Origin of the sequence: Janthinobacterium sp. PAMC25594 (genome assembly GCF_019443505.1) — a bacterium.
Lineage (GTDB): Bacteria > Pseudomonadota > Gammaproteobacteria > Burkholderiales > Burkholderiaceae_D > Janthinobacterium.
Genome location: NZ_CP080377.1, coordinates 6,000,717 through 6,024,855, shown reverse-complemented (window position 1 = coordinate 6,024,855; position 24,139 = coordinate 6,000,717). Strand labels below are relative to the sequence as shown.

The following is a 24,139-nucleotide window of genomic DNA, read 5'->3' as shown; positions in this document are numbered from 1 at the left end:
CGCTCATCCGACCTATCCGACCTACGCAGGTAGCGTACCAGCCAGCCGCCGCGCGGCAGCCTGCTCCGTCCAGTCATGGGGCACGACAAACCCGCGCGTGCGCTCCACTTCCCAGCCTTCGACAGTATCCACCGTGGCCACCATCACCGGTTGCGCCAGATCAGACAACTGCGCGCGCAAGGCATCGACGTCCAGCACTGCCGCGTCGCGGCCCTTGAACGGCGCCAGCCATTGCAATCGCGGCAGCACGACATAGCGCTGCGCCGACAATTGTGTTGGCGTGCACCAGAAGCCGTGTCCATGTTCCTGGGAAATACCGTCCACGGCGGGCGTGGCGCCTGCCGCATAAAACAGCCAACCCTTGACCAGCGCCTGCGCCGCCCGCACGGGATGCGCCAGCAAGCTTTGCGCGGCCGGGTGGCGGGACAAGGCCAGTTGCTTGTCGAGAATCTTGCGCATCTTCAACCCCAAGGTGTCGGCCAGGTTCGGGCCGATCAAGTGGTTGAAGACACCGGGATCGGGCGCGCCTTCGAGCAGGTAGAACTTGGTGGCGAACTCCCAGTGCAGTAAGTCGTTACCGTCACGCAGCAAATAATCGAACTCGCCCACCGTGTCGTTGCGGTTCACCTGCACTTGCAAGCCATGCGCTTGCAATACCCCATGCTGCTCAAAATAAAAGGCCAGCAGCTTTTCAGCGTACAGGCCCAGGCGGGAATAGAATTTCGGCCCCAGCGCCGCATCGAGCGGCGACGGATCATCCTGCAGCGCCCCCAGCCAGGCCGCCAAGGCAGGCGTGACGGCAGGCAGGCTGGCGATGCGCCCGCCCCAGTGGGCGCTGGCGGGGTCCAGCAAGTCGGGCGAGTCGAGCAGCCAGGCCAGCGCCCGCACGCGGGGGTGCGTCAGATGGCCCCAGCGCTGCTCGAAGCGGACCTGGAAGGTAGCGACGGCCGTATCAACCACCGTGCGTGCTTTTCGCCAGGCACAAATCGACCCAAGCGCGCGCCTTGGCCTTGCCCGTCCCGTCCTGCAGCAGTTGCTCTGGATGGAAGGTGGCGACGACGGAGGCATTGCCCAGTTGGCGCACCGTGCCCCGTACGGGTTTTTCACCGGGATTGATGCCGGCGGCGGCCATCGAACCGAGGGTGACGATGGTGCGCGGCTGCAGCAGCGCAAGTTCGCGCTCGAAATACGGGCGGCAGGCGGCGGACTCGGCCTCGGTGGGCAAGCGCTCCTGGCCCGTCTCGTCGAGCGGACGGCATTTCAGCAAGTGGGTAATATACACATCGCGGCCCGCATCGACGGCGATGGCTTTCAACATATTGTCGAGCAATTTGCCCTGCTCGCCCGGCAAGGCGCGCCCTTCCCGTTCTTCCAGGCGCGACGGGCTGCTGGCCAGCATCAGCCAATCGCCCTGGCGGTCGCCACGACCCATGACGACGCCCTTGCGCGTCTTGCACAAGTCGCAGCGCGCGCATTTCGCCACGGCGGCCGTCAAGCCATCCCAGTCGAGGGCGGCGATATCGGCGTCGCTGAGCTGCTTCACTGGCGCGGGCGCGGGCGCATCGTCGAACCAGGCCGTGTCGTCGGGGGCGGCGGCGGGCACGGCAGCTTCCACGGCTTCCACGACTTGCACCTCGGCCAGCACTTCGACCACAGGTGCAGCCATCTCGACCACGGGCGCCGCCACGGCGACGTCCACCTCCACGGCAGCCTCGACGCTAATATCAACGACCTCGGGCGCGGCGCCCTGGCGCAAACGCCACAGGGGGCCGACGCCCATTTCATCGAGGAAAACGGCGCTGCGGCTCATAAGGTATAACGCATCACGATGGCGTCCTCACGTTGCGAGTTACTGGCCGGATAGTATCCCTTGCGCCGGCCGATCTGTTCAAATCCATAGCGCTGGTAAATATCGAGCGCGCGCACGTTCGACGGGCGCACTTCCAGCAGCATCGATTCCATGCCCAGCTGGCGCGCGCAGGCGCAGGACTGCTGCAGCAGGAAGCGGCCCAGTCCCTGGCCCTGGATGGCGCCCTCGACGGCCACATTCAGCAAGTGCGCCTCATCGACCACCAGCATCAATAAAAAGTAGCCGAGCAGGGTGCCGTCCACGTCGCGCAGCACCCAGGCCGGGTAGCCGCTCTTGAGCGAATCGACGAAGTTGCCGTGCGTCCAGGGATGCGGATACACGCGCTGTTCCAGCGCCAGCACCTCCATCAGGTCCGCCTCACGCATCGGCTGATAGTCGAGGCGCAGCAAGTCCCAGCCGGCAGCATTGTCCTGGCCCGCCACACTCATTGCGCGGACTCCGCAGCGGCCTTGGCCAGTTGCATGTCGTGCCGTTCCGCGCTCGTGTAGGCGATCTTGTTGCGCAAATACAAAGGCTGCGCCTCGGCCGCCGTCACGAACTGACCGGCGGCAAAGGCGATGCGTGCCAGCTGCGCCACTTGCACGGCGTGCGGCATGATGGCCGCATCGGCCGTGGCGGCGCACGGCAACGCGGCCAGCGCTTCGGCGTACGCACTAAAACCGTTGCCGCAGCCGGCCACATCGCCTTGCGGCGCCACGCCGGCCGGTGCGTTCAGGGCCGGCGGCAGGACGGCCTGCAAGCCGTTTTGATAGTCATATTGCGCCCAGTACACTTCGCCCATGCGGGCGTCGAGCACGGTCACGATGTGTTGCGCGCCATGCTGCTGGTGGCACGCGAGCGCCATGGCGTCGAGCGTGACGACGGGCACGACGGGCAGATTGGCGCCATAGGCCAGGCCTTGCGCGATGCCGCAGGCCGTGCGCACGCCGGTAAACGAGCCGGGGCCGGAGCCGTAGGCGATGGCATCGACGTCGGCCAGGGTCACGCCCGCTTCGGCCAGTAATTCCTGCACCATCGGCAAGATCGACTGGGAATGGGTGCGCACGCCCGACGAGGCGCGGGACAGGACGACATCGCCGCGCAACAAGGCGCAGGAGGCGAGTTCGGACGACGTTTCAATAGCAAGCAGGGTGGGAAGTAAGATAGGCATGACGTATTTTACCTTGCCGCGCCATGGCGCGGCACTCCCCGCTGCGGCATGGCGTGGCAAGCCAGACAGCGATCAGGCCGGTGCGGCTTGAGACGGCTTGCACAGCGGCCCCGCGAGGACGGCTATAATGAAAGACGCAGCCTATTATTTGACCGGCATCAAGTCTGCCGCGCCAAGCAATCGTTCAGCCATGACTAAGCAACACTACCAAGCTACATCGCTCAGCAACATCGTCTTTCCACTCTTGCCCTGGTCCGTTCCGTGAATCCACTTCTTGCTAAACTGCAACCATATCCCTTCGAAAAGCTGCGCCAGCTGTTTGCCGGCGTGACGGTCAATCCCGAGTACGCGCCCATCAGCCTGGGCATGGGCGAACCCAAGCATCCGACACCGCCGTTCATCGAGCAGGCATTGACCGACAACATCCACGGGCTGGCCAGCTATCCGACCACCATCGGTTCGGAAGCCTTGCGCAGCGCGATTGCCAGCTGGCTGGAGCGCCGCTACGACATCCCCAAGCTCAATCCTGCCACGCAAATCCTGCCCGTGAACGGTTCGCGCGAAGCGCTGTTTGCGCTGGCGCAAACGGTAATCGATCCGTCGGCCGGTTCGCTCGTGATCAGCCCGAATCCGTTTTACCAGATCTATGAAGGCGCAGCCTACCTGGCCGGCGCCGAACCGTATTTCGTCAATTCCGACCCCACGCGCAATTTCGGCTGCGACTATGACAGCGTGCCCGACCATATTTGGGAAAAGGTCAGGCTGCTGTTCCTGTGTTCACCCGGCAACCCGACGGGCGCCGTGCTGACCCTGACGGACTGGGAACACCTGTTCGCCCTGTCCGAACGCTACGACTTCGTCATCGCCGCCGACGAGTGCTATTCCGAGATTTACCACGGCGACACGCCCCCGCTGGGCGCGCTGCAGGCGGCGCACATGCTGGGCCTGTCCACGATCGAGCGTCCGTATGCGCGCCTGGTGGTATTTTCCAGCCTGTCGAAGCGCTCGAACGTGCCCGGCATGCGCTCGGGCTTCGTCGCCGGCGACGCGGAAGTACTGAAAAAATTCCTGCTCTACCGAACCTACCACGGCGGCGCCATGAGCCCCGCCGTGCAGGCGGCCTCCGTCGCGGCCTGGAACGACGAAACCCATGTCGAGGAAAATCGCGCCAAGTACCGCGCCAAGTTCGACGCCATCACGCCGCTGCTGCAAACGGTGATGGACGTGCAATTGCCGGACGCCGGCTTCTACCTGTGGGCCGACGTCAGCCGCACGGGACTGTCCGACACCGAATTCGCGCAACGCCTGTACGCCGAATATAATGTGACGGTATTGCCTGGCAGCTACCTGGCGCGCGACGCGCACGGCATCAATCCGGGCCGCAACCGCATCCGCATGGCCCTGGTGGCCGAAACGGCCGAAGGGCTGGAAGCCGCATTGCGCATAGTAAAATTCTGCCAGCAGCTTTCCGCATCCGCATCAACCAACTAAATGAACAAGACATCATCATGAGCCAACAACTGCAAACCATCATCGACCAGGCCTGGGAAAACCGCGCCGAGATCAATCCGCGCAACGGCACGGCCGAACTGCGCGACGCCGTCTCCCACGTCATCAATGGCCTGGACAACGGCAGCATCCGCGTGGCGGAAAAAACCTCGGGCGACTGGGTCGTCAACCAGTGGGTCAAGAAAGCCGTGCTGCTGTCGTTCCGCCTGGAAGACAACGTCGTCCTGCCATCGGATGGCACGATGCAGTTCTACGACAAGGTGCCGACCAAGTTCGCCAACTACACGGCCGAAGACTTCGCCAAGGGCGGTTTCCGCGTGGTGCCGCCAGCCGTCGCCCGCCGCGGCAGCTTCATCGCCAAGAACGTCGTACTGATGCCGTCCTACGTCAACATCGGCGCCTACGTCGATGAAGGCGCCATGGTCGACACCTGGGCCACCGTCGGCTCCTGCGCGCAGATCGGCAAGAACGTCCACCTGTCCGGCGGCGTCGGCATCGGCGGCGTGCTGGAGCCAATGCAAGCGAACCCGACCATCATCGAAGACAACTGCTTCATCGGCGCCCGCTCGGAAATCGTCGAAGGCGTGATCGTCGAAGAAAACTCGGTCATCTCGATGGGCGTCTACATCGGCCAGTCGACCAAGATCTACGACCGCGCCACGGGCGAAGTAACCTACGGCCGCGTGCCAGCCGGCTCCGTCGTGGTCTCGGGCAACCTGCCATCGGAAGACGGCAAGTACTCGCTGTACTGCGCCGTGATCGTCAAGCGCGTGGATGCAAAAACCCGCGCGAAAACAGGTATCAACGAACTCCTGCGCGGCATTTAATCACTGCGCTGCGAAGTATCAGTAAGACCTGAATGTCCCGCCCCGGCGGGACATTTTTATTTCCAACTAGCAACCTCAAACGTCCCGCCCCCGCTTCTCATCCTGTCCTATACTGGATGGCATGAATACTCCTCCCGTATTGATCGTCGGCGCCGGTCCTACCGGCCTCATGCTTGCCTTGCGCCTGACGCGCCATGGCGTCGATTGCCGCATCATCGACAGGAACAGCGGCCCCGGGCAGGCATCGCGGGCCATGGCCGTGCATGCCCGCACCCTGGAGTTTTACCAGCAACTGGGCTTTGCCGACGAACTGGTGCACCTGGGCATCAAGATCAATGCCATGCACATCCACGAGGGCGGCGAGGAGCTGGTAAAACTGGCGCTGGGCGAGATCGGCGAAGGCCTGAGCCCCTACCCTTTCGTGCTGAGCCTGCCACAGGACGAGCATGAACGCTTTCTGATCAGCAAGCTGGCGGCGGCCGGCGTGCACGTGGAATGGAATGTCGCGCTGGACCTGTGGACGCAGGACGATAGCGAAGTGCAAGCCATCCTGCTCAACAAAGGCGAACGCCAATATTGCACGTTTGACTACATCTGCGGCTGCGACGGCGCCCGCAGCAAGGTGCGCGAGATCGCCGGCTTTGAGTTTTCCGGCGGCACCTACGACCACCTGTACTACGTGGCTGACGCGCAAGTGGCTGGCAGCAATACGGATCTGCACGCCCACCTGGGCGCGAACGCATTTGCGCTGATGTTGCCCGTGCGCACCAGCGGCATGCAGCGCCTGATCGGCATCCTGCCCGACCGCCCCGATGGCGCGCCGGCACCCGTCTTCGACGACGTGCGCGGCGACGTGGAAACCCTGCTGGGCATCCAGGTCGAGCACGTGAACTGGTTTTCCACCTATAAAGTACACCACCGGGTGGCGGCGCAGTTTCGCGCGCGCCGCTGCTTCATCCTCGGCGACGCGGCCCATTTGCACAGCCCCGTGGGCGGCCAGGGCATGAACACGGGTCTGGGCGACGCCGTCAACCTGGCCTGGAAACTGGCGCAAAAGCTGCACGGCCAAAGCAACGACGCCCTGCTCGACACCTATGAAAGCGAGCGCATCGTGTTTGCCCGCAAGCTCGTCGCCACCACCGACCGCGCCTTCCAGGCCATCGTCGCGCAGGGAATCGCCGGGCAATTCCTGCGGCGCTGGCTGGTGCCGCACGCGCTGCCGTTCCTGTCCGGCTTCGAACGGGCGCGCCGTTTGCTCTTCAAGACGGTGTCGCAAATCGAGATCAGCTATGAAGACAGCGCCCTGTCCGCCGGCCATGCGGAGTACCTGCGCGGCGGCGACCGCCTGCCGTGGTTCTCCGACGGCACACAAGACAATTTCACGGCCCTGCGCAGCATGGATTGGCAATTGCACATCTATGGCGAGCCGGCGCCCGAACTGCTGGACGAGGCGCGCGTGCTGAAACTGCCCGTGCATTGCTATACCTACAACGTGGCCGCCAAGCTGGCCGGCCTGGGCCGCGACGCGGCCTACCTCGTGCGCCCCGACGGCCACATCGCGCTGGCCCTGCACCTGCAGGAAAGCGGCGGTCTGCGCGCGCTGGCCTTGCGCCTGGGTCTGCATTTCGGCCAGGCAGAATCGGGCAAGACGGCGCCCCGGCCTGTGTAGGGGAAATCACTGGGGCGTGTTGCACTACCGTGTTGCACTGCCGCATCGACTGCGCATCGACTGTATAATGGCGGCTACCATCGCATTTTTCCCTGGCGCAAGCGCCGCGATCAAGCGAACCGCATTCATTCCCCCTTGGCCCTACCCATGACGACCATTACACTCTACGGTATCCCCAATTGCGATACCGTCAAAAAGGCCCGCACCTGGCTGGCTGCGCAGCAACTCGATTTCACCTTCCACGACTTCAAAAAGCAGGGCCTGGAACGCGCCACCGTCGAGGCATGGCTGCGGCAATTGCCGTGGGATGTGCTGGTCAACAGGAAAGGCACGACCTGGCGCGCCCTGTCCGATGAGCGCAAGGCATCGATCACCGACGCGGCCAGCGCCCTGGAACTGATGCTGGAAAACCCGTCCATCATCAAGCGTCCCGTGCTGGACAAGGATGGCAAGTTCAGCGTGGCGTTTTCAGATGTACAGTACGCAGCCATTTTCGGGCTGTAATTTTTACTTAGACAGAAGCACCCGCTCTACACCATGACCACCTCCAAAACCCTCGCCCTGACCGAAAAACTGATCGCCCTGTCCTCGGTCACGCCCGATGACAAGGGCTGCCAGCAGCACCTGATCGACATCCTCACGCCGCTGGGCTTCGTCTGCGAGACGATCCAGTCGAACGACGTCACAAATCTGTGGGCACGCCGTGGCACGACGTCCCCCGTGTTCGTCTTTGCCGGCCATACGGACGTGGTGCCGACCGGCCCCATCGAGCAATGGCGCTCGCTGCCGTTCATCCCCACGCAGCGCGACGGCAAGCTGTACGGCCGTGGCGCGGCCGACATGAAGACGTCGATCGCCGCCATGGTGGTGGCCTGCGAGGAATTCATCGCCGCCACGCCCGACCACACGGGCTCGATCGCCTTTCTGATCACCAGCGACGAGGAAGGCCCGGCCACGGACGGCACCGTCATCGTCTGCGAGCAACTGAAGGCACGGGGCGAGCAGATCGACTATTGCCTGGTGGGCGAGCCGACGTCGAGCGCGCAGCTGGGCGACATGATCAAGAACGGGCGCCGCGGTTCGCTGTCGGGCCGGCTGACGATCAAGGGCGTGCAAGGCCATATCGCCTACCCGCACCTGGCGAAAAACCCGATCCACGAAGCGGCGCAGGCGCTGGCCGACCTGGTCGAAGAGAAATGGGATGCGGGCAACGAGTATTACCTGCCCACATCGTGGCAAATGTCCAACATCAACGCGGGCACGGGCGCCAACAACGTGATTCCGGGCGACATGGTGATCGACTTTAACTTCCGCTTTTCCACGGCCAGCACGGCGGAAAGCCTGCAGGAACGAGTCCACGCCATCCTCGACAGGCATGACTTGCAATACGATATGCAGTGGACCCTGAGTGGCCTGCCCTTCCTCACGCCGCGCGGCACCTTGAGCGATGCGCTGTCGTCCGCGATTCACGCGGAAACGGGCATTGTGACGCAGTTGTCGACCACGGGCGGCACCTCGGATGGCCGGTTTATCGCGCAAATCTGCCCCCAAGTGATAGAATTCGGGCCGCCCAATGCCAGTATTCACAAGATCGACGAGCACATCGAACTGCGCCACATCGATCCCCTGAAGAATATTTACCGGCGCACGCTGGAGCATTTGCTGCCCGTCTGAACCAGAATACCGAGGCCCGTCACGGCGGGCCAGAACACCGTCTTTTCGAGAATGCCATGACCCCGAACCCGTTTTCCACGCCACGCGACCTGCTGCGCTACGCCGTTACCCGTTTTAATACCGCCAAGCTGTTTTTCGGCCACGGCAGCGCCGAAGCGTTCGACGAAGCGGCCTATCTGATCCTGCACACCTTGAAGTTGCCGCTCGACAAGCTCGAACCGTTTCTCGACGCCAAGCTGCTGCCGTCGGAAATCGCCAACGTGATGACGGTCATCGACCGCCGCAGCATCGACCGCGTGCCGGCCGCCTACATCACCAAGGAAGGCTGGCTGGGCACCTACAACTTTTATGTCGACGAGCGCGTGATCGTGCCCCGCTCCTTCATCGCCGAACTGATCCCTGAATACTTTTCGCCATGGGTGGCGGAACCGGAAGCCGTGGAAAACATCCTGGAACTGTGCACCGGTTCGGGCTGCCTGGCTATCATGATGGCCGACGCCTTCCCGAACGCAGCAGTGGACGCGGTGGACATTTCCGCCGACGCGCTAGCCGTGGCCAAGCGCAACGTCGACACGTACAAGCTGCAGGATCGCGTGACCCTGATCGAATCGGACCTGTACACCAACGTGCCGGCCAAGAAATATGATTTGATCATCAGCAACCCGCCGTACGTGAATTCCGCGTCGATGGGCACGCTGCCCCAGGAATACCTGGCCGAACCGCAAATCGCCCTCGACGGCGGCAGCGACGGCATGGACCTGGTGCGCAAGATCATCGCCGGCGCGGCCGAACGCCTGACGGACGATGGCATCCTGATGATTGAAATCGGCAACGAACGCGCCTACGCGGAAGCGGCCTTCGGCGAGCTGGGCCTGACCTGGCTGACGACCAGCGCCGGCGACGACATGGTGTTCCTGCTGACGGCCGAGCAGCTCAAATTGGTTTAATCGACTTGGTAGGTCGGATTAGCGTAGCGTAATCCGACATGCCTGTGCGGCACCCGTCGGATTACGCCCTTCGGGCTAATCCGACCTACACGATGTTTTTACGGCGAGGGTTAAACCCCAGCCTCTACAAAGAAAAAAATGATACGTTTCCTACAAGTAAGCCTGATGCGCGGCATCAAACCGTTGCTCGAACAAGTCGATGTCACCCTCAATCCGGGCGACAAGATCGGCCTGATCGGCGCCAATGGCGCGGGCAAATCGAGCCTGTTCGCCATGATGCGTGGCGAATTGCACCCTGACCAGGGCGAGATCGATTTCCCCGCCAAATGGCGCGTGGCTTACGTGGCGCAGGAAACGCCGCCGCTGGACCGTGCCGCGCTCGACTACGCGATCGATGGCGACATCACCCTGCGCAAACTGGAAGCGGAGCTGGCGCATCTCGAGTCGCAACCGGAAAGCACGGAAAACGGCATCGCCATCGGCAACATGTACAGCGCGCTGGCCGATGCCGACGCCTATACCGTGCAATCGCGCGGCGAACAGTTGCTGCTGGGCCTGGGCTTCACGCTGGACCAGATGCAGCAACCGGTCGCCAGCTTCTCCGGCGGCTGGCGCATGCGCTTGAACCTGGCGCAAGCGCTGATGTGCCCGTCCGACCTGCTGCTGCTCGATGAACCGACCAACCACTTGGATCTGGACGCCATCATCTGGCTGGAAGACTGGCTCAAGCGCTATGCCGGCACCTTATTAATCATTTCCCATGATCGCGACTTCCTCGATGAAGTGGTCAACGTGGTCGTGCATATCGACGAACGCAAGCTGAAACGCTATTCGGGCAACTATTCGAGCTTCGAGCGCCAGCGCGCGGCGCAGATGATCCTGGCCGCCGGCGCGCTGGAAAAGCAGCAGCGCAAGCGTGCCCATCTGGAATCGTTCGTGAACCGCTTCAAGGCGCAAGCCTCGAAGGCGCGCCAGGCGCAAAGCCGCATGAAGGCGCTGGCGAAGATGGAAGAGTTGGCGCCATTGCGCGCCGCCGCCGAATTCTCGTTCGAATTCCGCGAGCCATTGAGCGCGCCGAATCCGCTGATGGTGATGGAAGACGTCGACGCGGGCTACAAGATCGAAAACGAAGCGACGGGCGAAATCACGCATAAAACCATCGTCAACGGCATCAAGTTTTCGCTGCAGATCGGCCAGCGTATCGGCTTGCTGGGCCAGAACGGCGCCGGCAAATCGACCCTGATCAAGACCATCGCCGGCGAACTGATGCCGCTGACGGGCGACGCCACCATGGGCAAGGGCCTCAACATCGGCTACTTCGCCCAGCACCAGGTGGAAATGCTGCGCCACGACGAATCGCCGCTGTGGCATCTGTCGAAGATCGCCCCTACCGTGCGCGAGCAGGAACTGCGCAACTTCCTGGGTGGCTTCAACTTCCCCGGCAACATGGTCACCGCCTCGATCGCCCCATTCTCGGGCGGCGAAAAAGCCCGTTTGGCGCTGGCCCTGATCGTCTGGCAGCGTCCGAACCTGCTGCTGCTCGATGAACCGACCAACCACTTGGATCTGGAAACGCGCGAAGCACTGACGGAAGCGCTGGCGCAGTTCGAAGGCACCTTGGTCGTCGTTTCCCATGATCGCCATTTGCTGCGCGCCACCACCGACGAATTCATCATCGTGGCCGACGGCAAGCTGCAACCGTTCGACGGCGACCTGGACGACTACAAGGATTGGCTGTTCAAGACCAAGCTGGGTAAAGGTACCGATGTGCTGCCGGCCGCCGGCAAGGCCAACAAGACGGACTTCCCTGTCGTCTCACCGGTAGCGGTAGCGGCCGCCGCTCCTGCCGCGCCCGTGCGCGACAAGCGCCAGGAAGCGGAAGACCGCCAGAAGGCCGCCGCCTTGCGCAAGCCGATCGAAAACAAGATCAAGCGCCAGGAAGAGCAGATCGCCAAGCGCAACGCGCAAAAGGCGGAAACGGAAGCCAAGCTGGGCGAGCCGACCATCTACGACGCCGCCAACAAGGCCAAGCTGAAGCAGTTGCTGGCCGACCAGACCTTCTTCACCAAGGACCTGGCGCAGCTGGAAGCGGAATGGCTCGATCTGCAGGATCAGTTAGAGAAACTCGGCTAACGCACAACACAAAGACGACCTCCGGGTCGTCTTTTTTTTCAGGCTGCCTGCATGGGGCCGGGGCTGCGGATGGCCATCAGGCGGTCGATGTCGACGAGGATCAATCTGCGTCCCGCCACCGTGCCCAGGCCCAGCAGATAATCGGCTTCCGCCGCGCCCAGGCCGGGCACGGCGGCGATGTCGCTGGCGGCCAGGCTGACGATATCGGTGACGCCATCGACCACCATGCCCATCACGCCATTGCTCAGCTGCAAGATGATCACGTCGGTGGACGGGTCGGGCGTACCCTGGGCGCTACCGAACGCGGCGCGCATGTCGACGATGGGGATGATCACGCCGCGCGAGACGGCCACGCTGCGCAGCACCTCCCCTTCCGAGAAGGGTAACCATGTCTTTGTTACACCTGAGTTCTGCTAAAAAACAAACACTTAGGCGCGGGATTGTGGGAGAATTTCTAAAAAACTGGTAATACAAACAAAGAGCGTCAGGAAACGCATGGACATCCTAGTGCCACGCCCTTGGGCATGTGGGTAAGCGGTGCGCAGGTGTGGGCAACACCCTCATGTTATCCAGCGATATGCACGACTTCCCCACAAAGAGGCGACCCATAGGTCGTTGCGCGAAGTATCCTTGAATTTCTACACATGAAATTGTTCTTCACCGATCAGACATTTTGCGTAGGAGGAGGATCATCCCCGGACATTCCGTTCCTTGTCGACGACTATTGCGAACTGGTCAATATCGCAAACGACTACTTGCTCTACGTTGCCGCCGAAAGGGGAGCAACCAGAAGCCCAAAGACATGGCGCAACCATGGTGAAGCCATGTATGACTATTTTTCTTGGCTGGAGGCAAATTCCAGGCAATGGAACGAAGACACCAGAAGCGCAGTAACTGGTCAGCGTATAAGCCCATTGGCATCATATCGAAACTGGTCTATGGCGCTTGTCTCCGAAGGGGCAGGTCTTCGCAAACTTAAATATTCCACAATTAATCAGCGACTGACATGCCTTATCGGATTCTACCGATGGGCGAAGAAACGAGGGCTGATTGAAGATGTGCCGTGGGACTCCGAACTACATAAAGCTCCCGAAGGGCACACCGATTTCTTACGCCATACCCATGGCGCAAGATACGTGGAAAAAGACGATGTTCGTCTCAAGGTCTTCAAAGAACCCCCGAAATTGCTGTCGCTCGATCAAAGCAGAATTTTGCTTTCCAGATGCAGGACGCCGACCCTTCGTTTGATGACGATCTTGATGCTCCAGTCAGGGTTGCGGAACGAAGAGTGCCGTACTTTTCCGCGAAAATATGTAATTGATCCTACTGGGCTGAATTACAGAAAGAGAATTCGCATCGATCTTAGTCCAAGCGACATGGATCTCAAGAACAGCAGACCTCGAACGGTTTTCGTAACCTGGCAATTGATGCGCGAACTATTTGACTATTTAAACTTCGGAGAAGGTGCAAGGCGGGCGAATCTGCGGTGGCAAAAGGCAAAGACAACACAGCATTCGGTTTTCCTAAACAAATTCGGCAACGACTTTAGCGAAAAAGCGTTGAATAATGCGTATCGACAATTGAACACGGGGCGACTGGCCCTCACATTCAAAGTCACGCCTCACATGCTTCGGCACACCTTCGCAACATTGGAACTGTATCATCAGAGTACGCGTATGCCGACCGCCCAAGCGCTCGCGTGGGTCCGTGATCGACTTGGCCATAATTCACTTCAGACGACGAGCGTCTATCTCCATTGTATTGAACTAATGGACGACAATGAGTTGAATGATTATCAAGTACAACTTGATACCATGATTTCAAGGAGTGCCGACACATGAGAACCAAAAAAACTTACGCTGAAGCACTATCATCACCGAATGTTGTTCAACTGCATTCCGTCGAAGGTAGATCATGGATGATTCAGGCGCGCGGAGCAGTGATCGACTTCCGGCGCTGGAAGTACGTGGACCAGCCACAAGTAGATCTAGAAGGTAACCCAATTGGCGTGGTTGTCCACGCGGATCGAAATGATCTTGTCGAGCTCGTCAAAGAGGCTGTCTGGGATTTAAAACAAGACGGCGCCACCGATTCTACAATCCTGAATTTTTGTCGATCCGGCATACGACATTGGTTTATTTTTTTAGATGAACTTCTGCTCAAACAAAAGCCAATCGTCACACCTCGCCAAATCACTACTACCCATATCAACCACTACATAGATTGGTTGAGGCGGAGACCATCCCGACTCTCAGGTACTCAGATCCGGTACACATCAGTAAAGGCAATTTATTCCGCCACCAAGTCAGTTCTCATGCAACTTGTACGGATGGGGAGAGTTGCGCCTGATATCTTTCCGCTGAACCCATTTCCTAACGTAAAACGAGCCTACCATGGACAGCAGGCTTTGAGCAAGGCAGAAATGGAGCAGGTTGTTGGATGCCTCGGAGCTGATCTGCTCGATATCCGGTCAGGCAGCTTTGAGGGAAATCCGGAGGATAGATTGATTATTTATTTCATGCTAATTGCTATCCGATCTGGCCGGAATACCACTCCACTACTGGAAATGACATTAGATAGCCTACACCCGCATCCACTACGGGATGACATGATGATTCTTGAACTTTATAAACGGAGAGGATTTAAGAAGCATACGATGGCCTTTAGATTTGGAGAGCTCAACGGAGTTTCAACATCCGTCCCATCCAATGTCACACTCCTTATAAATGAAGTCATCGCCTTCACTTCAATATTCAGGGAATCCGCTGCTCCAGACATCAGGTCTCGATTATGGCTATTGCCGAGCAAAGGTAAAACCGATGTTACTCTACTCAATAACGCAACCCTCGCGATAAGCATCCATCGATTCGTCAATCGCCACACCCTGGTCGCGGATCTATCACGTCCGGATGGCACCAGCATGCCAATCGTACTAAATGTTAGTCGTTTTCGGAAGACATTTGGACAGAGAATGTGGGACCTGTCGGGCGGGAATTTACTTAGAACCGCCGACTTACTTGGAAACCTTCCCCGCATAACAGATTCACACTATCTAGCAGTGACTCCAGAGATGGAACGGAATCATAAATTTCTCGGGCTGGTACTTCATGCCACTCTCGACGGTACGGTTGAAAGTACCGATTTTACTGAAACGTTCGCGAAACAAATGAAGGTACCGATCGAACGAGCGGTCCAAATACTGCACGGCGACGCCAATACTGGCGTCGGCCGCTGTACCGACCATATGCATGGTCGTTTTTCACCCCGCAACGGCCGAGACGTCTGCACGCGGTTCCTACATTGCTTCAGATGCCCGAATCAGGTCGTCATGGAGTCTGACCTACACAGGCTCTTTAGCTTCTACTGGTTGCTACTCAAGGAACGTAGAATACTCGGCCGTACGAGGTGGAAGAACGTGTATAGCTGGGTCATCCGTGAAATCGATAATAGTATTGTTCCCAACTTCCCCCACTCAACCGTGGCGCGAGAAAAGGAGCGTGCACGCACATCCCCGCATCCGATGTGGCGTGACCGGAGCATGTTAGGAATGGCAGTAGACCAATGAGCCATGTTCAACCAATCCGACCTCTTGGGGCGCTTATACACCTCCTTAATGCGGGCGATCGCCAATTTCTGAGCATCGCTGGTTTCCAATTTGAGGATGGTCATTACGTTTCAATTTCTTCGTACGGCGATAGTACGTGGAATTTCACCAGCTATTTGCAAAGATCAAATGCTTCGAAAAATGCTGCTCTAATTGATTTCGATTACACATTGCCGGACGGTACCTCTCTGCTTCATCCTCACCACGTGTCATTGCTAGAGTCCGTCAAAGCATATCTGTATGTCAGATGGGTGCAAAGAGGACAAGCTTCTAAAATATTCATATCTGCTGCAACTCTGGTCGGCGAATGGTCAACTATCAAACCATTATTGTCATGGATGACGGAAAATGGCATAACCTGCTTTAAAAATATGTCACCAGTGCAATGTATGCGCTATGTACTTCACATAAAAGATAAGGTCGCTAGAGAAGGATTATCCACCAGAACAGGCGCCAAGTCTCTCGACATCGTCTACAAATTTTTTGAATTCAGAGATTTTCTCGAAGATGCTCTTCCAGAACACCCTTGGCCCGAACAAAGCTCCCTTCTTTTAATGGGTATGAGCCGCCGTCAAGGGTATCGTGACGCAACTACCGAGATCATTCCTCGACGTTTGTATATTAAACTGGGAAAATCTTCATTAGATTTCATCGAACAACGTGCCGAAGAAATACTTGTGATCTTTGATGAATTCATGTCACTACGAAACAAAGCGGGTCAAAGCGCCCGTCATTATCTCGACCTCCGATTCAACCATAAATTGAAGAATCAGAAGCCGGCGGACTATGATCAAACTCAAAAAGAAATCAGCGATCGCGTTAGGACGCTATTTGAACCATTTCGAAAAAAGCACAAACTCGGTTCCATTAAGCAATATTTTTCTGAGTTGACTCTACTACGATCATGCTGCTATGTCGTCTGTGCGCAGTTCAGCGGGATGCGCGATTCAGAGCTGTGCTCACTGAAAACTGGATCCTTTTACCGATCTCTCGGATTTGACAACGAAGAGTATTGCTGGCTATCTGGCACAACATTCAAACTCGAAGCTGATCCGAAGCCAGCACGATGGATGGTGCCTGAGATAGTGGAAAACGCAGTCAAAATTGCGGCCCGTCTCGCGGCACCCCTAAACGATCTATTGGAAATCGAACTTCACCACCTGAAAGGGCTTCCACGAGACGATGCTACACCTGACGCCAACCGTGCCAGAGCCATTCGGATTATTGAATTATCGAAGTTGCGCAACAACCTGTTCGCTGACTGGCTCGGACCAGCAATGGGCCCAAGGAGCCTTGACAATGGGACCTCAAACAGCTCTATGAAAGCGTTAGTACAACATTTTGAATTGGTCGTTGAGCAAGAGGATCTTGATGAAATCAGAGATCGTAAAAGAATACGCCCTGGCGAACTATGGCCACTTGCCACACACCAGTTCAGGCGATCCTTCGCCATTTTTGTCGCTCGCAATATGCTTGGTGACGTACGGTATCTACGGCACCATTTTAAGCATTGGTCGATTGATATGACCCTCTATTATGCAAGTGACCCTCTGTTTGATGATTCTCTACTTGAGTCCACCCTCACCGCCAGGGATCAGCTCCAAGCCACGGTATTTTCTAACTGGCTGAGTGGTGACCAGCCGCTGGCCGGGGGCCGCGGCCCTCATATCATCCAGTTTCGCCAGCGTGGTAGTGTGAAAACGGCCAAAGACCCAATCGCCTTGGCAAAATCAGTTGGCGACGGAGTTTTCATTCGCGGAACCGGCCACAGTTGGTGCCTGGCCACCGCGTCAGGATGTGGCGGTGAGGGGTTATACGATGCAATTCGATGCGTCAGATGCAGCGAAAGTGTGATTGACCAAAGCCACATTGGAATTTGGAGTGAAATTCGCAAACAGCAAATCGAGGCACTGGACTGGCCTGACATGGGTGTTCCTGCAAAGGAGCGAGCGAAGGCACATATTCGCGAAGCAGAAGATGTTCTGGAAAATTTGGGACAGACTATCGCACCCCACCAATTTGAGAGATCAATCGATGGCGACTAAGAATACCGAACGCGAGATCAAGCTTTCAATTGCTCGAATCCGCCATGGGAAACAGAAACGAATCGAACCAAATAGAAAACTGAGCATTGCTGCCGTCGCTGATGAAGCCGGCATCAGCAACGCAACGATTCACAATCGCTACCCTAAACTCGCTGATGAAATTCGAAAACTTCAAAAAGAAGGCATCAAGGCAGATGTAGAAAAGAAACAGACAGAGCTTGGTGAGATGCGTCGGAAAATCAGCGAAGTTCGTAAACAATTCAATGAAAGTGAGAAAGCGTTGCGCAAAATAGCAATTATCAACCTGCGCATGGCTCAAGAGATCAACATATTGAAGGCGGCACTACATGAACAGAACGCCAACAATAAAGTAACGGTGATCGGCAAAGGCAGTGTGCGGAAAAAGACTTGATTCGGTGGTAATCCCCCCAGCGAACAAGCGTGGGAATGAGTAGAATTTTCTAAATATGATTTTTTGAAAGTTCTGCATGAAGCCTTCCCGTTACACCGACAGCCAGATCATCGCCATCCTCAAGCAGGCTGAGGCTGGCTCCCAATCCACCCAAGTTAAGCAACAGGCTGCCATCAAGCAGCCTTGTAGGCCATGTGTTTATGGGGCTTGTAGGCGTTGGTTTGCCGTGACCTTGATTGTCCTGGGCGATGTAAAAACGTTCGCTTGGCGATCAGAGCCAGCGCGTCGGCAAGCAAGTGGGCTGCTGCCAGCCCAAGCAGCAACGATGGCAAGAGCGGCTTGAGCACCGAATGGACATAGGCGCGGTTGATGCGTCTGTCCGTCGGCAATGTATCTTGCTGGCCGGCAGCACAGCTCGCCAACGCCTGCAGGTTATCGCATAGTACCTTGGCGGCCAGATCCTGCATCAGGGCCTGCTGTGACAGTCCCGTCACGTGCTCCAGATGGAGGCGGTGTTTGAGGCGCTTGAAGGCTTCCTCAATGCGCCAGCGTTGGTGGTAGAGGTCTCCGAACAATGCGGCAGGGAATTGTTCAACGTCCAGTAAATTGGTCATCAGAACACGCACCTTGCCGGTCGAGGCAACGTGGCGTATCAGGCGCACGGTCTGCGGCGCAATGGGACATTCATAGTCAAGCGCATCGCGTCGATCCGGCGCCCGCAGCGTGACGATCTGCTCCTGCAGCCCCGACTTCAGAAACTGATTGACGCACGGAAAGCCGCCACCGCGCGCCTGCTCGACACGCATGCAGAAGGCAATGCGGCGCTGGTTCAATACGGCAGGCATCCAATAGCATGGGTAGCCTCGGTCGAGCAACAGCAGATCATCCTTGCCAAGCCGGTCGAGCTGTTCGAACAGCATCTGGCGTTCACCGACGTCGGTGCTGTATAGCGAGGCCGAGAGCATCAATTCGGCACCGGGCAGAAACAAGCCAAACACCAGCTGATCGGCCACGGCGGCACGTTTGACATGGCTGGCGCGCAAGCCAAAGCGAACGGTCGAGGCGTCAGCGGCGACCAGCCTGAAACCGTGCCAGCGCGGCAGGTAGCCATGCTGCTGTGCTTGAGCAATGAGCCAGTCGTTAAGCTCTGGCATGGCCGTGGTAGCAAGTTTTGAGCGTGCCTGAGCGAAAGCCTGTGCGCTCACCTGGTGCGTCAGTTGCGCCTGCTGTTGCAGATGGCCAAAGAATTCATCAAGTTCGGTTTGCACGCTCTTGCGCATGCCGGTAAGCATGAGCGCCACCAAGGACGGTAGCGGCAGTTTGCGGCGCCGTTGAAACGCTGTCGGATGATCAGGATGGCGGGCGGCAAGACGGAACTGCTCGGATTGAAGATGATCGGAGAAATCGGACAGCAAGGAAGCGAGCGACATGAAAGGCCAATGAAGATCAAAAGACCTTCATTGGCCGCCGCCTTGCCGCTGTCGAAAAAAGAGAGGTCAGCAAGGCGGCGGCCGCGCAAAGCCAGTGCCACGTCAAGCACTATTTCATTGATTTGCCAGCAATTGCGCGGGCTTGCTCCTTAACTTGGGTGGATTGGGCTGGCTCCCCCATCCCAGAACTGTGCCGCGAACACGGCATGAGTACGGCCACGTTCTACAAGTGGCGAGCCAAGTTTGGGGGCATGGATGCCTCGCTTATGGCCCGTATGAAGGAATTGGAGGAAGAGAACAAGCGCCTGAAGAAGATGTACGCCGAAGAGCGCCTCAAAGCTGAGATCGTCGCCGAGGCCCTCGCAAAAAAGTGGTAGCGCCATCTCAGCGTCGTGAGATGGCGCGCTGGGTAGTCGACCAAGGGCGCGCAGCGATCAGCCTTGCTTGCCTGGCGTTTGACATCAGCCAGACCTGCTTCCGTTACCAGGCCAAGCTCAACGCCAAGAACGAGGTAATCGCAGACTGGCTGGTCCGTCTGACCACCAATCAGCGCAACTGGGGCTTCGGCCTGTGCTTCCTATATCTGCGCAATGTGAAGGGCTTTCAATGGAACCACAAGCGCGTCTACAGGATCTACCGGATACTCGAATTGAACCTGCGCGTCAAGCCGCGCAAGCGTCTTGTGCGCGAACGGCCATTGCCTCTAGCTGTTCCCACGGCGATAAATCAGGTCTGGTCGATGGACTTCATGCACGACCAATTGAGCGATGGTCGCAGCATCCGCCTGTTCAACGTGATCGATGATTTTAATCGCGAAGGCTTGGTGATCGACATGGATTTTTCGCTGCCGTCCGAGCGCGTTGTTCGATCGCTCGACCAGGTCATCGAATGGCGCGGCTAGCCCCGGATGATTCGCTGCGACAATGGGCCGGAATACATCAGCGCAGTCACGCTGGCTTGGGCCAAGAAGCGCGGCATTCACATCGAATTTATTCAGCCAGGACAGCCGCAACAGAACGCCTACGTTGAACGCTACAACCGGACGGTGCGCTATGATTGGCTGGCGCACCCCCTGTTTGATTCGCTCGAAGAGATCCAAGATTTTGCCACCAGCTGGCTATGGACTTACAATCACGACCGACCCAACACGGGCATCGGCGGTATTACCCCGAAACAGAAACTCGCACTTGCCGCATCGCCTCTACTCAAAGCCCACGTTAAAAATGGGGGGATTACCCCTCGACCTCGATCTGCTTCGGCATATCGAGACTGGAACTCATTGCCTGGTGGATGACCAGAAGCCGGTTCGCATCTCCCAGAAAGATTCCGCCGTTTGATCAACAATGCGACAGAACCCTGGACCACTCCCCGCAGCAGTCAACGCATACCGAAGGTCTGCAAGACCTGGCCAGACAACCATCACAATTGTGTAAAAATGACCGCGATTGAATCAAATTCTATTGTCTAGTTTGAAGAAATCGCACGCCGCCCTCCAAAACTTCATCACGCCCAGATCGGATTCCATTTATTGTGGGCTTTATAATAATGCTTGGTTGGACCCCGACACGCTGTAGCTGCCGCCCATCCGCATGACGTACTTCAAAACCTGAGAAAGAAACTGTTACGCTCCCGGGAAGCACAATGTGTCGGATATCCCCATTTGTGCCAGCGCTACGACTTCCTACAAATGTCACAGGATTTGCTGCCTCAAACATCAAAGCAGATTGTTCAGCTTGACTAATAGTCCCCTCATCAATAAGCACAACAACTTTTCCCTGATAGATAGACTTATCAGTACGTTTAATACTTTGAGTATAGCCAATTTTTAATTTTTCTACGCCAGAATAGGCAGTAATAAAATTTTGCAAGATATTTGGTCCTCCGTATGTGTCACGCACATTCAATCGCGGAGCAATTTCCCAAGCGGTACCAAGTGGATATCCTCGCAAATCGAAGATAACACCATCTGATTTCTCGATATTAGAAAACATAGAATCAACATCTCTTTTTTCTAATTTTGCCAAATCAACGTATGCGACTGTCTCCGAAAGAAACCGCACGGTGGAAGGGGAGGACTTCACGGAATTGGACGTATCCTTCACCTCCCGTCTACTTAAATCAATCTGGCGCTTTTCCACACCCCTTTTTATCGTAATTTTCAGGTTATCATTCACAGATCCTTTAAGCATTTTTCCTAATGCATCAAAGATTCGGCGCTCATTCGTCGAACCGGACACCAATGGCAAAATACGTTTTAGCTGGCTCTCAACTTTTATTCCATTGACCTCCAGTATCTCATCGCCGATCTGAAATAAGGATTTCTCCTCGGATGAGGCATTATCTAATCCAGTCACGATTGCAGAATTTTCAATAAATCTTAACTGCACCCCCAAATCGCCTTGACCCCAATATTTATTTAAGGCTTTACTCCATACGCGCACATGGCTGTCACCAATTTTTGCAGTCATCTTTTGGAGAGCAATTCCATAATCAAGCTCGCTATTGACCATCTCCATTTCATTCAAACACTGAATCAGCGCCTCGTCCCAAGATATTCCGAGACTTTCCCTTGTCGGACTGTACTGGTCTATATCTGCCCAGAGCTTTATCGCCGCTAACTGTCGTATCTCGATTGATGGATAGGGAGCAGCAAGATATTTAGATCTTTCCGTGCCGATTGGAAATAACTGGCCGCCACGAGATTTATATGGAGATGGAATTTTTCCAAAATAACGTAACGCAATTTTAACTGAAACACTCGATTTACCAGCATCTCTATTTTTTTTCAATATAATGTCTGGCTTGAAGGATATGACCCCCTCCCTATCCACTAATCGTCCTGAAGAATACTCCACACGAACGGGACCGATATAGGATGTAGCTACTGGGTCGGCTCTTGGAAAATTCTTATCAAATTCTGCTATAACAACAGCTTTGCCGCGCTTTTGCATAGCGATAAGAGCTTTTGGTATAATTCCGACGTCATTAACTATAAATACGACATTTTTTTTCCTGGCAAAAGCGCTTGGAAAAATACGGCGAGTGTCTAATGTAATTGCACCGCCGTAAAGACCAGACTGTACGTTGTCAACCATAGGTCGTTCCCCACTACTGAATCGATATTGCTCTGCTGGAATATCTATTTCCTTTGAAATTAAATCTTCAATTAATTTTATCAATAAATTATCAACCGAAAATTCATTATATGAAGACGGTCTAATATCAACTATTAGATTGTTAGATTTTCTCAAATTTAATAATGCTTCTTCAAATTCCGACTCGCTTAACGGGTGTCCGATATGCAAATTAATTAATGCAGTAGTCGGGTTAATCCACTCAATCAATTTAAATTTTTCTCTTCGTTGCACAAGATCACTTTCGTCTGGTAGGTCAGAACCAACCCGAACCCCAGGATCCGAAAGAGGTTTCATTAGCGATCGAATCCCCGACTCCAACGAAGTTAAATTATCAGCGGCAGCTATTTTCGGTATTGCATCTATCAAGGAAACATCCCAGATTCTCCTATCCTCTGCCAGATTAGGATGGCCATAATTTATGTCGCGCCATAATCTAGCCACATCAAGTAAATCTGACTTGGCAGAAATAGCAGGCGGACAGCAAAAAAAAAATGAAAAAATAAATAAAATAAATCTACTATCTATTAATTTAATAACACGATAATTTTCCAGAGAATAACCCATATTCATTATTAATTAACCTTCTGAACAATATCACGATGCAACAAATCATCAATTGCAATCCTAACCTCCTGTTTTGAATATTTTTCATTACTCAAGCAGAAATTATCAAAAGAGATTGAACCTTCTGAATCTGCCAGCATTTCAATTATGCTTTTAACCAACGGTTCCTGCTTCACAAACACCCCATTCACAGTCGCAGCTGACTTTATGAGATTTCCACGAAATTTTGAATTCAAACTATATATTCCATTATTGACCTCGGACAAAGAATTCTTTCTAAAATTCCGGGATATATCAAAATCAGATGAGAATCGTTCATTTCTAACGGCACTCTCTTGGAAGTTTCGTATATTGGATGCATCCAACATAAGAGAAACTAAATCACCCACTACATTTTTCATACTATCAGCACTAAAATCGTCTAATCGGATAGATGTTCGACAAGACAGTAAATCTGGGAGAGAATTTTTCGAAATCCAGTTTATATAATCAATAATTTTAGGTGGATGGGTACCAATTGCAACATGAAAAGTCTCTTCATCAAGAGGAACAGCCGTATGCCACCACCCCCTAGGAATATATAAAATGTCCCCAGCCTCAAGAATCTCATCAATTACTGGCTCACTAGGACAATCACCTTTGCAATTCAAACTTGTTTGGCCGGGCAACGGAAGTGGAAAAGTGGGCTCATAGACTAACCAACGCTTTCGTCCCAACAGTTGTACTGCAAACACATCGTGCGTATCCCAATGATTACCAAATGTTTCCTTATCTCCGAAAGAGATATATCCGTTTGCAACGGCTTCAGCACCAGAAAATCGGGATACCTGATTACATAGCGATCGGATTTCAAGGGAAGATATCTCCATCCGATTATATATAATCGATGCACCGGCACCCAGTAATTGAGCTAAATTAATTTTTATTAACTTGTTTTTAACAGATCCCAACTCTGAACAAACCTCCATGTACGCAGAATCTTCAACAAATCCATTTTTGTGCACTCTAAGATTTGCCCCGATACTCTCGGCAATATATAGACATTTATCTACCTCATCCCATCCAATAGACTTAGAAATGTATCCACCACGTTTTATAAACGGCTTTTTTTCATAAAAATCACTGAAGAAAATATCTTTTGTCATTCCAAAATTTAACATATCATTCC

At 55.5% G+C, this 24,139-nt stretch carries 19 protein-coding genes and 1 pseudogene; 12 read left to right on the top strand and 8 right to left on the bottom strand.

Features of this window, described 5'->3' with window-relative positions:
* Window positions 1–21: 21 nt before the first annotated feature.
* From KY494_RS26965 to tsaB, 4 genes are read right to left on the bottom strand one after another with little or no spacing between them, the layout of a single operon-like run.
* Window positions 22–960: a DUF1853 family protein gene (locus KY494_RS26965; RefSeq protein WP_258194497.1), complete on the bottom strand. Its 939-nt coding sequence runs from the start codon at window positions 958–960 to the stop codon at window positions 22–24.
* Complete coding sequence (locus KY494_RS26960) at window positions 953–1,810, bottom strand: uracil-DNA glycosylase family protein (protein WP_219888880.1); 858 nt, start codon at window positions 1,808–1,810, stop codon at window positions 953–955. Before KY494_RS26960 ends, KY494_RS26965 begins: the two co-directional genes overlap by 8 nt.
* Window positions 1,807–2,298 (bottom strand): ribosomal protein S18-alanine N-acetyltransferase, encoded by a 492-nt coding sequence (gene rimI, locus KY494_RS26955; protein ID WP_219133511.1) that lies wholly within the window; start codon window positions 2,296–2,298, stop codon window positions 1,807–1,809. Before rimI ends, KY494_RS26960 begins: the two co-directional genes overlap by 4 nt.
* A complete protein-coding gene (gene tsaB, locus KY494_RS26950) occupies window positions 2,295–3,020 on the bottom strand; it encodes a tRNA (adenosine(37)-N6)-threonylcarbamoyltransferase complex dimerization subunit type 1 TsaB (RefSeq protein ID WP_219888879.1) in 726 nt (241 codons plus the stop codon). Before tsaB ends, rimI begins: the two co-directional genes overlap by 4 nt.
* A gap of 261 nt (window positions 3,021–3,281) precedes the next feature.
* Here tsaB and dapC point away from each other — a divergent pair, with 261 nt between their 5' ends.
* The 7 genes from dapC to KY494_RS26915 all read left to right on the top strand — a co-directional run bounded on the left by dapC (window position 3,282) and on the right by KY494_RS26915 (window position 11,779).
* The gene (gene dapC, locus KY494_RS26945) at window positions 3,282–4,511 is read left to right on the top strand and encodes a succinyldiaminopimelate transaminase (protein WP_219888877.1); all 1,230 of its coding nucleotides are present in this window, start codon (window positions 3,282–3,284) and stop codon (window positions 4,509–4,511) included.
* A gap of 17 nt (window positions 4,512–4,528) precedes the next feature.
* The gene (dapD, locus tag KY494_RS26940; protein WP_070223998.1) at window positions 4,529–5,356 is read left to right on the top strand and encodes a 2,3,4,5-tetrahydropyridine-2,6-dicarboxylate N-succinyltransferase; all 828 of its coding nucleotides are present in this window, start codon (window positions 4,529–4,531) and stop codon (window positions 5,354–5,356) included.
* A 121-nt stretch (window positions 5,357–5,477) separates the two neighbouring features.
* The gene (locus KY494_RS26935; RefSeq protein WP_219888875.1) at window positions 5,478–7,025 is read left to right on the top strand and encodes an FAD-dependent monooxygenase; all 1,548 of its coding nucleotides are present in this window, start codon (window positions 5,478–5,480) and stop codon (window positions 7,023–7,025) included.
* 147 nt (window positions 7,026–7,172) lie between these two features.
* Window positions 7,173–7,529, top strand: coding sequence for an ArsC family reductase (locus KY494_RS26930; RefSeq protein WP_219888873.1), 357 nt, complete (start codon window positions 7,173–7,175; stop codon window positions 7,527–7,529).
* Window positions 7,530–7,562: 33 nt separating this feature from the next.
* On the top strand, window positions 7,563–8,699 hold the full coding sequence (gene dapE / locus KY494_RS26925; RefSeq protein ID WP_219888871.1) for a succinyl-diaminopimelate desuccinylase: 1,137 nt from the start codon (window positions 7,563–7,565) through the stop codon (window positions 8,697–8,699).
* A 56-nt stretch (window positions 8,700–8,755) separates the two neighbouring features.
* Window positions 8,756–9,646 (top strand): 50S ribosomal protein L3 N(5)-glutamine methyltransferase, encoded by an 891-nt coding sequence (prmB, locus tag KY494_RS26920; protein WP_219888869.1) that lies wholly within the window; start codon window positions 8,756–8,758, stop codon window positions 9,644–9,646.
* A gap of 138 nt (window positions 9,647–9,784) precedes the next feature.
* On the top strand, window positions 9,785–11,779 hold the full coding sequence (locus KY494_RS26915) for an ATP-binding cassette domain-containing protein (RefSeq protein ID WP_099763078.1): 1,995 nt from the start codon (window positions 9,785–9,787) through the stop codon (window positions 11,777–11,779).
* Window positions 11,780–11,817: 38 nt separating this feature from the next.
* Here the strand turns inward: KY494_RS26915 and KY494_RS26910 are convergent, their stop codons facing one another.
* Window positions 11,818–12,144 (bottom strand): chemotaxis protein CheW, encoded by a 327-nt coding sequence (locus KY494_RS26910; RefSeq protein WP_219888867.1) that lies wholly within the window; start codon window positions 12,142–12,144, stop codon window positions 11,818–11,820.
* Window positions 12,145–12,423: 279 nt separating this feature from the next.
* On the opposite strand from KY494_RS26910, the gene KY494_RS26905 reads away from it, so the two are divergent.
* From KY494_RS26905 to KY494_RS26890, 4 genes are read left to right on the top strand one after another with little or no spacing between them, the layout of a single operon-like run.
* Window positions 12,424–13,620: a tyrosine-type recombinase/integrase gene (locus KY494_RS26905; protein WP_219888866.1), complete on the top strand. Its 1,197-nt coding sequence runs from the start codon at window positions 12,424–12,426 to the stop codon at window positions 13,618–13,620.
* Window positions 13,617–15,344: an integrase gene (locus tag KY494_RS26900; protein WP_219888865.1), complete on the top strand. Its 1,728-nt coding sequence runs from the start codon at window positions 13,617–13,619 to the stop codon at window positions 15,342–15,344. The genes KY494_RS26905 and KY494_RS26900 overlap by 4 nt, the downstream gene beginning before the upstream one ends.
* Window positions 15,341–17,428, top strand: a complete 2,088-nt coding sequence (locus tag KY494_RS26895; RefSeq protein WP_219888863.1) for an integrase — start codon at window positions 15,341–15,343, stop codon at window positions 17,426–17,428. The genes KY494_RS26900 and KY494_RS26895 overlap by 4 nt, the downstream gene beginning before the upstream one ends.
* The gene (locus tag KY494_RS26890) at window positions 17,418–17,840 is read left to right on the top strand and encodes a TetR family transcriptional regulator (RefSeq protein WP_219888861.1); all 423 of its coding nucleotides are present in this window, start codon (window positions 17,418–17,420) and stop codon (window positions 17,838–17,840) included. The genes KY494_RS26895 and KY494_RS26890 overlap by 11 nt, the downstream gene beginning before the upstream one ends.
* A 173-nt stretch (window positions 17,841–18,013) precedes the next feature.
* Here the strand turns inward: KY494_RS26890 and KY494_RS26885 are convergent, their stop codons facing one another.
* Window positions 18,014–19,270, bottom strand: a complete 1,257-nt coding sequence (locus KY494_RS26885) for an IS4 family transposase (protein ID WP_219888860.1) — start codon at window positions 19,268–19,270, stop codon at window positions 18,014–18,016.
* Window positions 19,271–19,386: 116 nt separating this feature from the next.
* On the opposite strand from KY494_RS26885, the pseudogene KY494_RS26880 reads away from it, so the two are divergent.
* Window positions 19,387–20,465 (top strand): annotated as a pseudogene (locus KY494_RS26880) (IS3 family transposase); the annotation flags it as partial.
* A 262-nt stretch (window positions 20,466–20,727) separates the two neighbouring features.
* Here KY494_RS26880 and KY494_RS26875 read toward each other — a convergent pair.
* Window positions 20,728–22,977 (bottom strand): S41 family peptidase, encoded by a 2,250-nt coding sequence (locus KY494_RS26875; RefSeq protein ID WP_219888859.1) that lies wholly within the window; start codon window positions 22,975–22,977, stop codon window positions 20,728–20,730.
* Window positions 22,978–22,979: 2 nt separating this feature from the next.
* A complete protein-coding gene (locus KY494_RS26870) occupies window positions 22,980–24,131 on the bottom strand; it encodes a cupin domain-containing protein (RefSeq protein WP_219888857.1) in 1,152 nt (383 codons plus the stop codon).
* Between the last annotated feature and the right edge of the window lie 8 nt (window positions 24,132–24,139).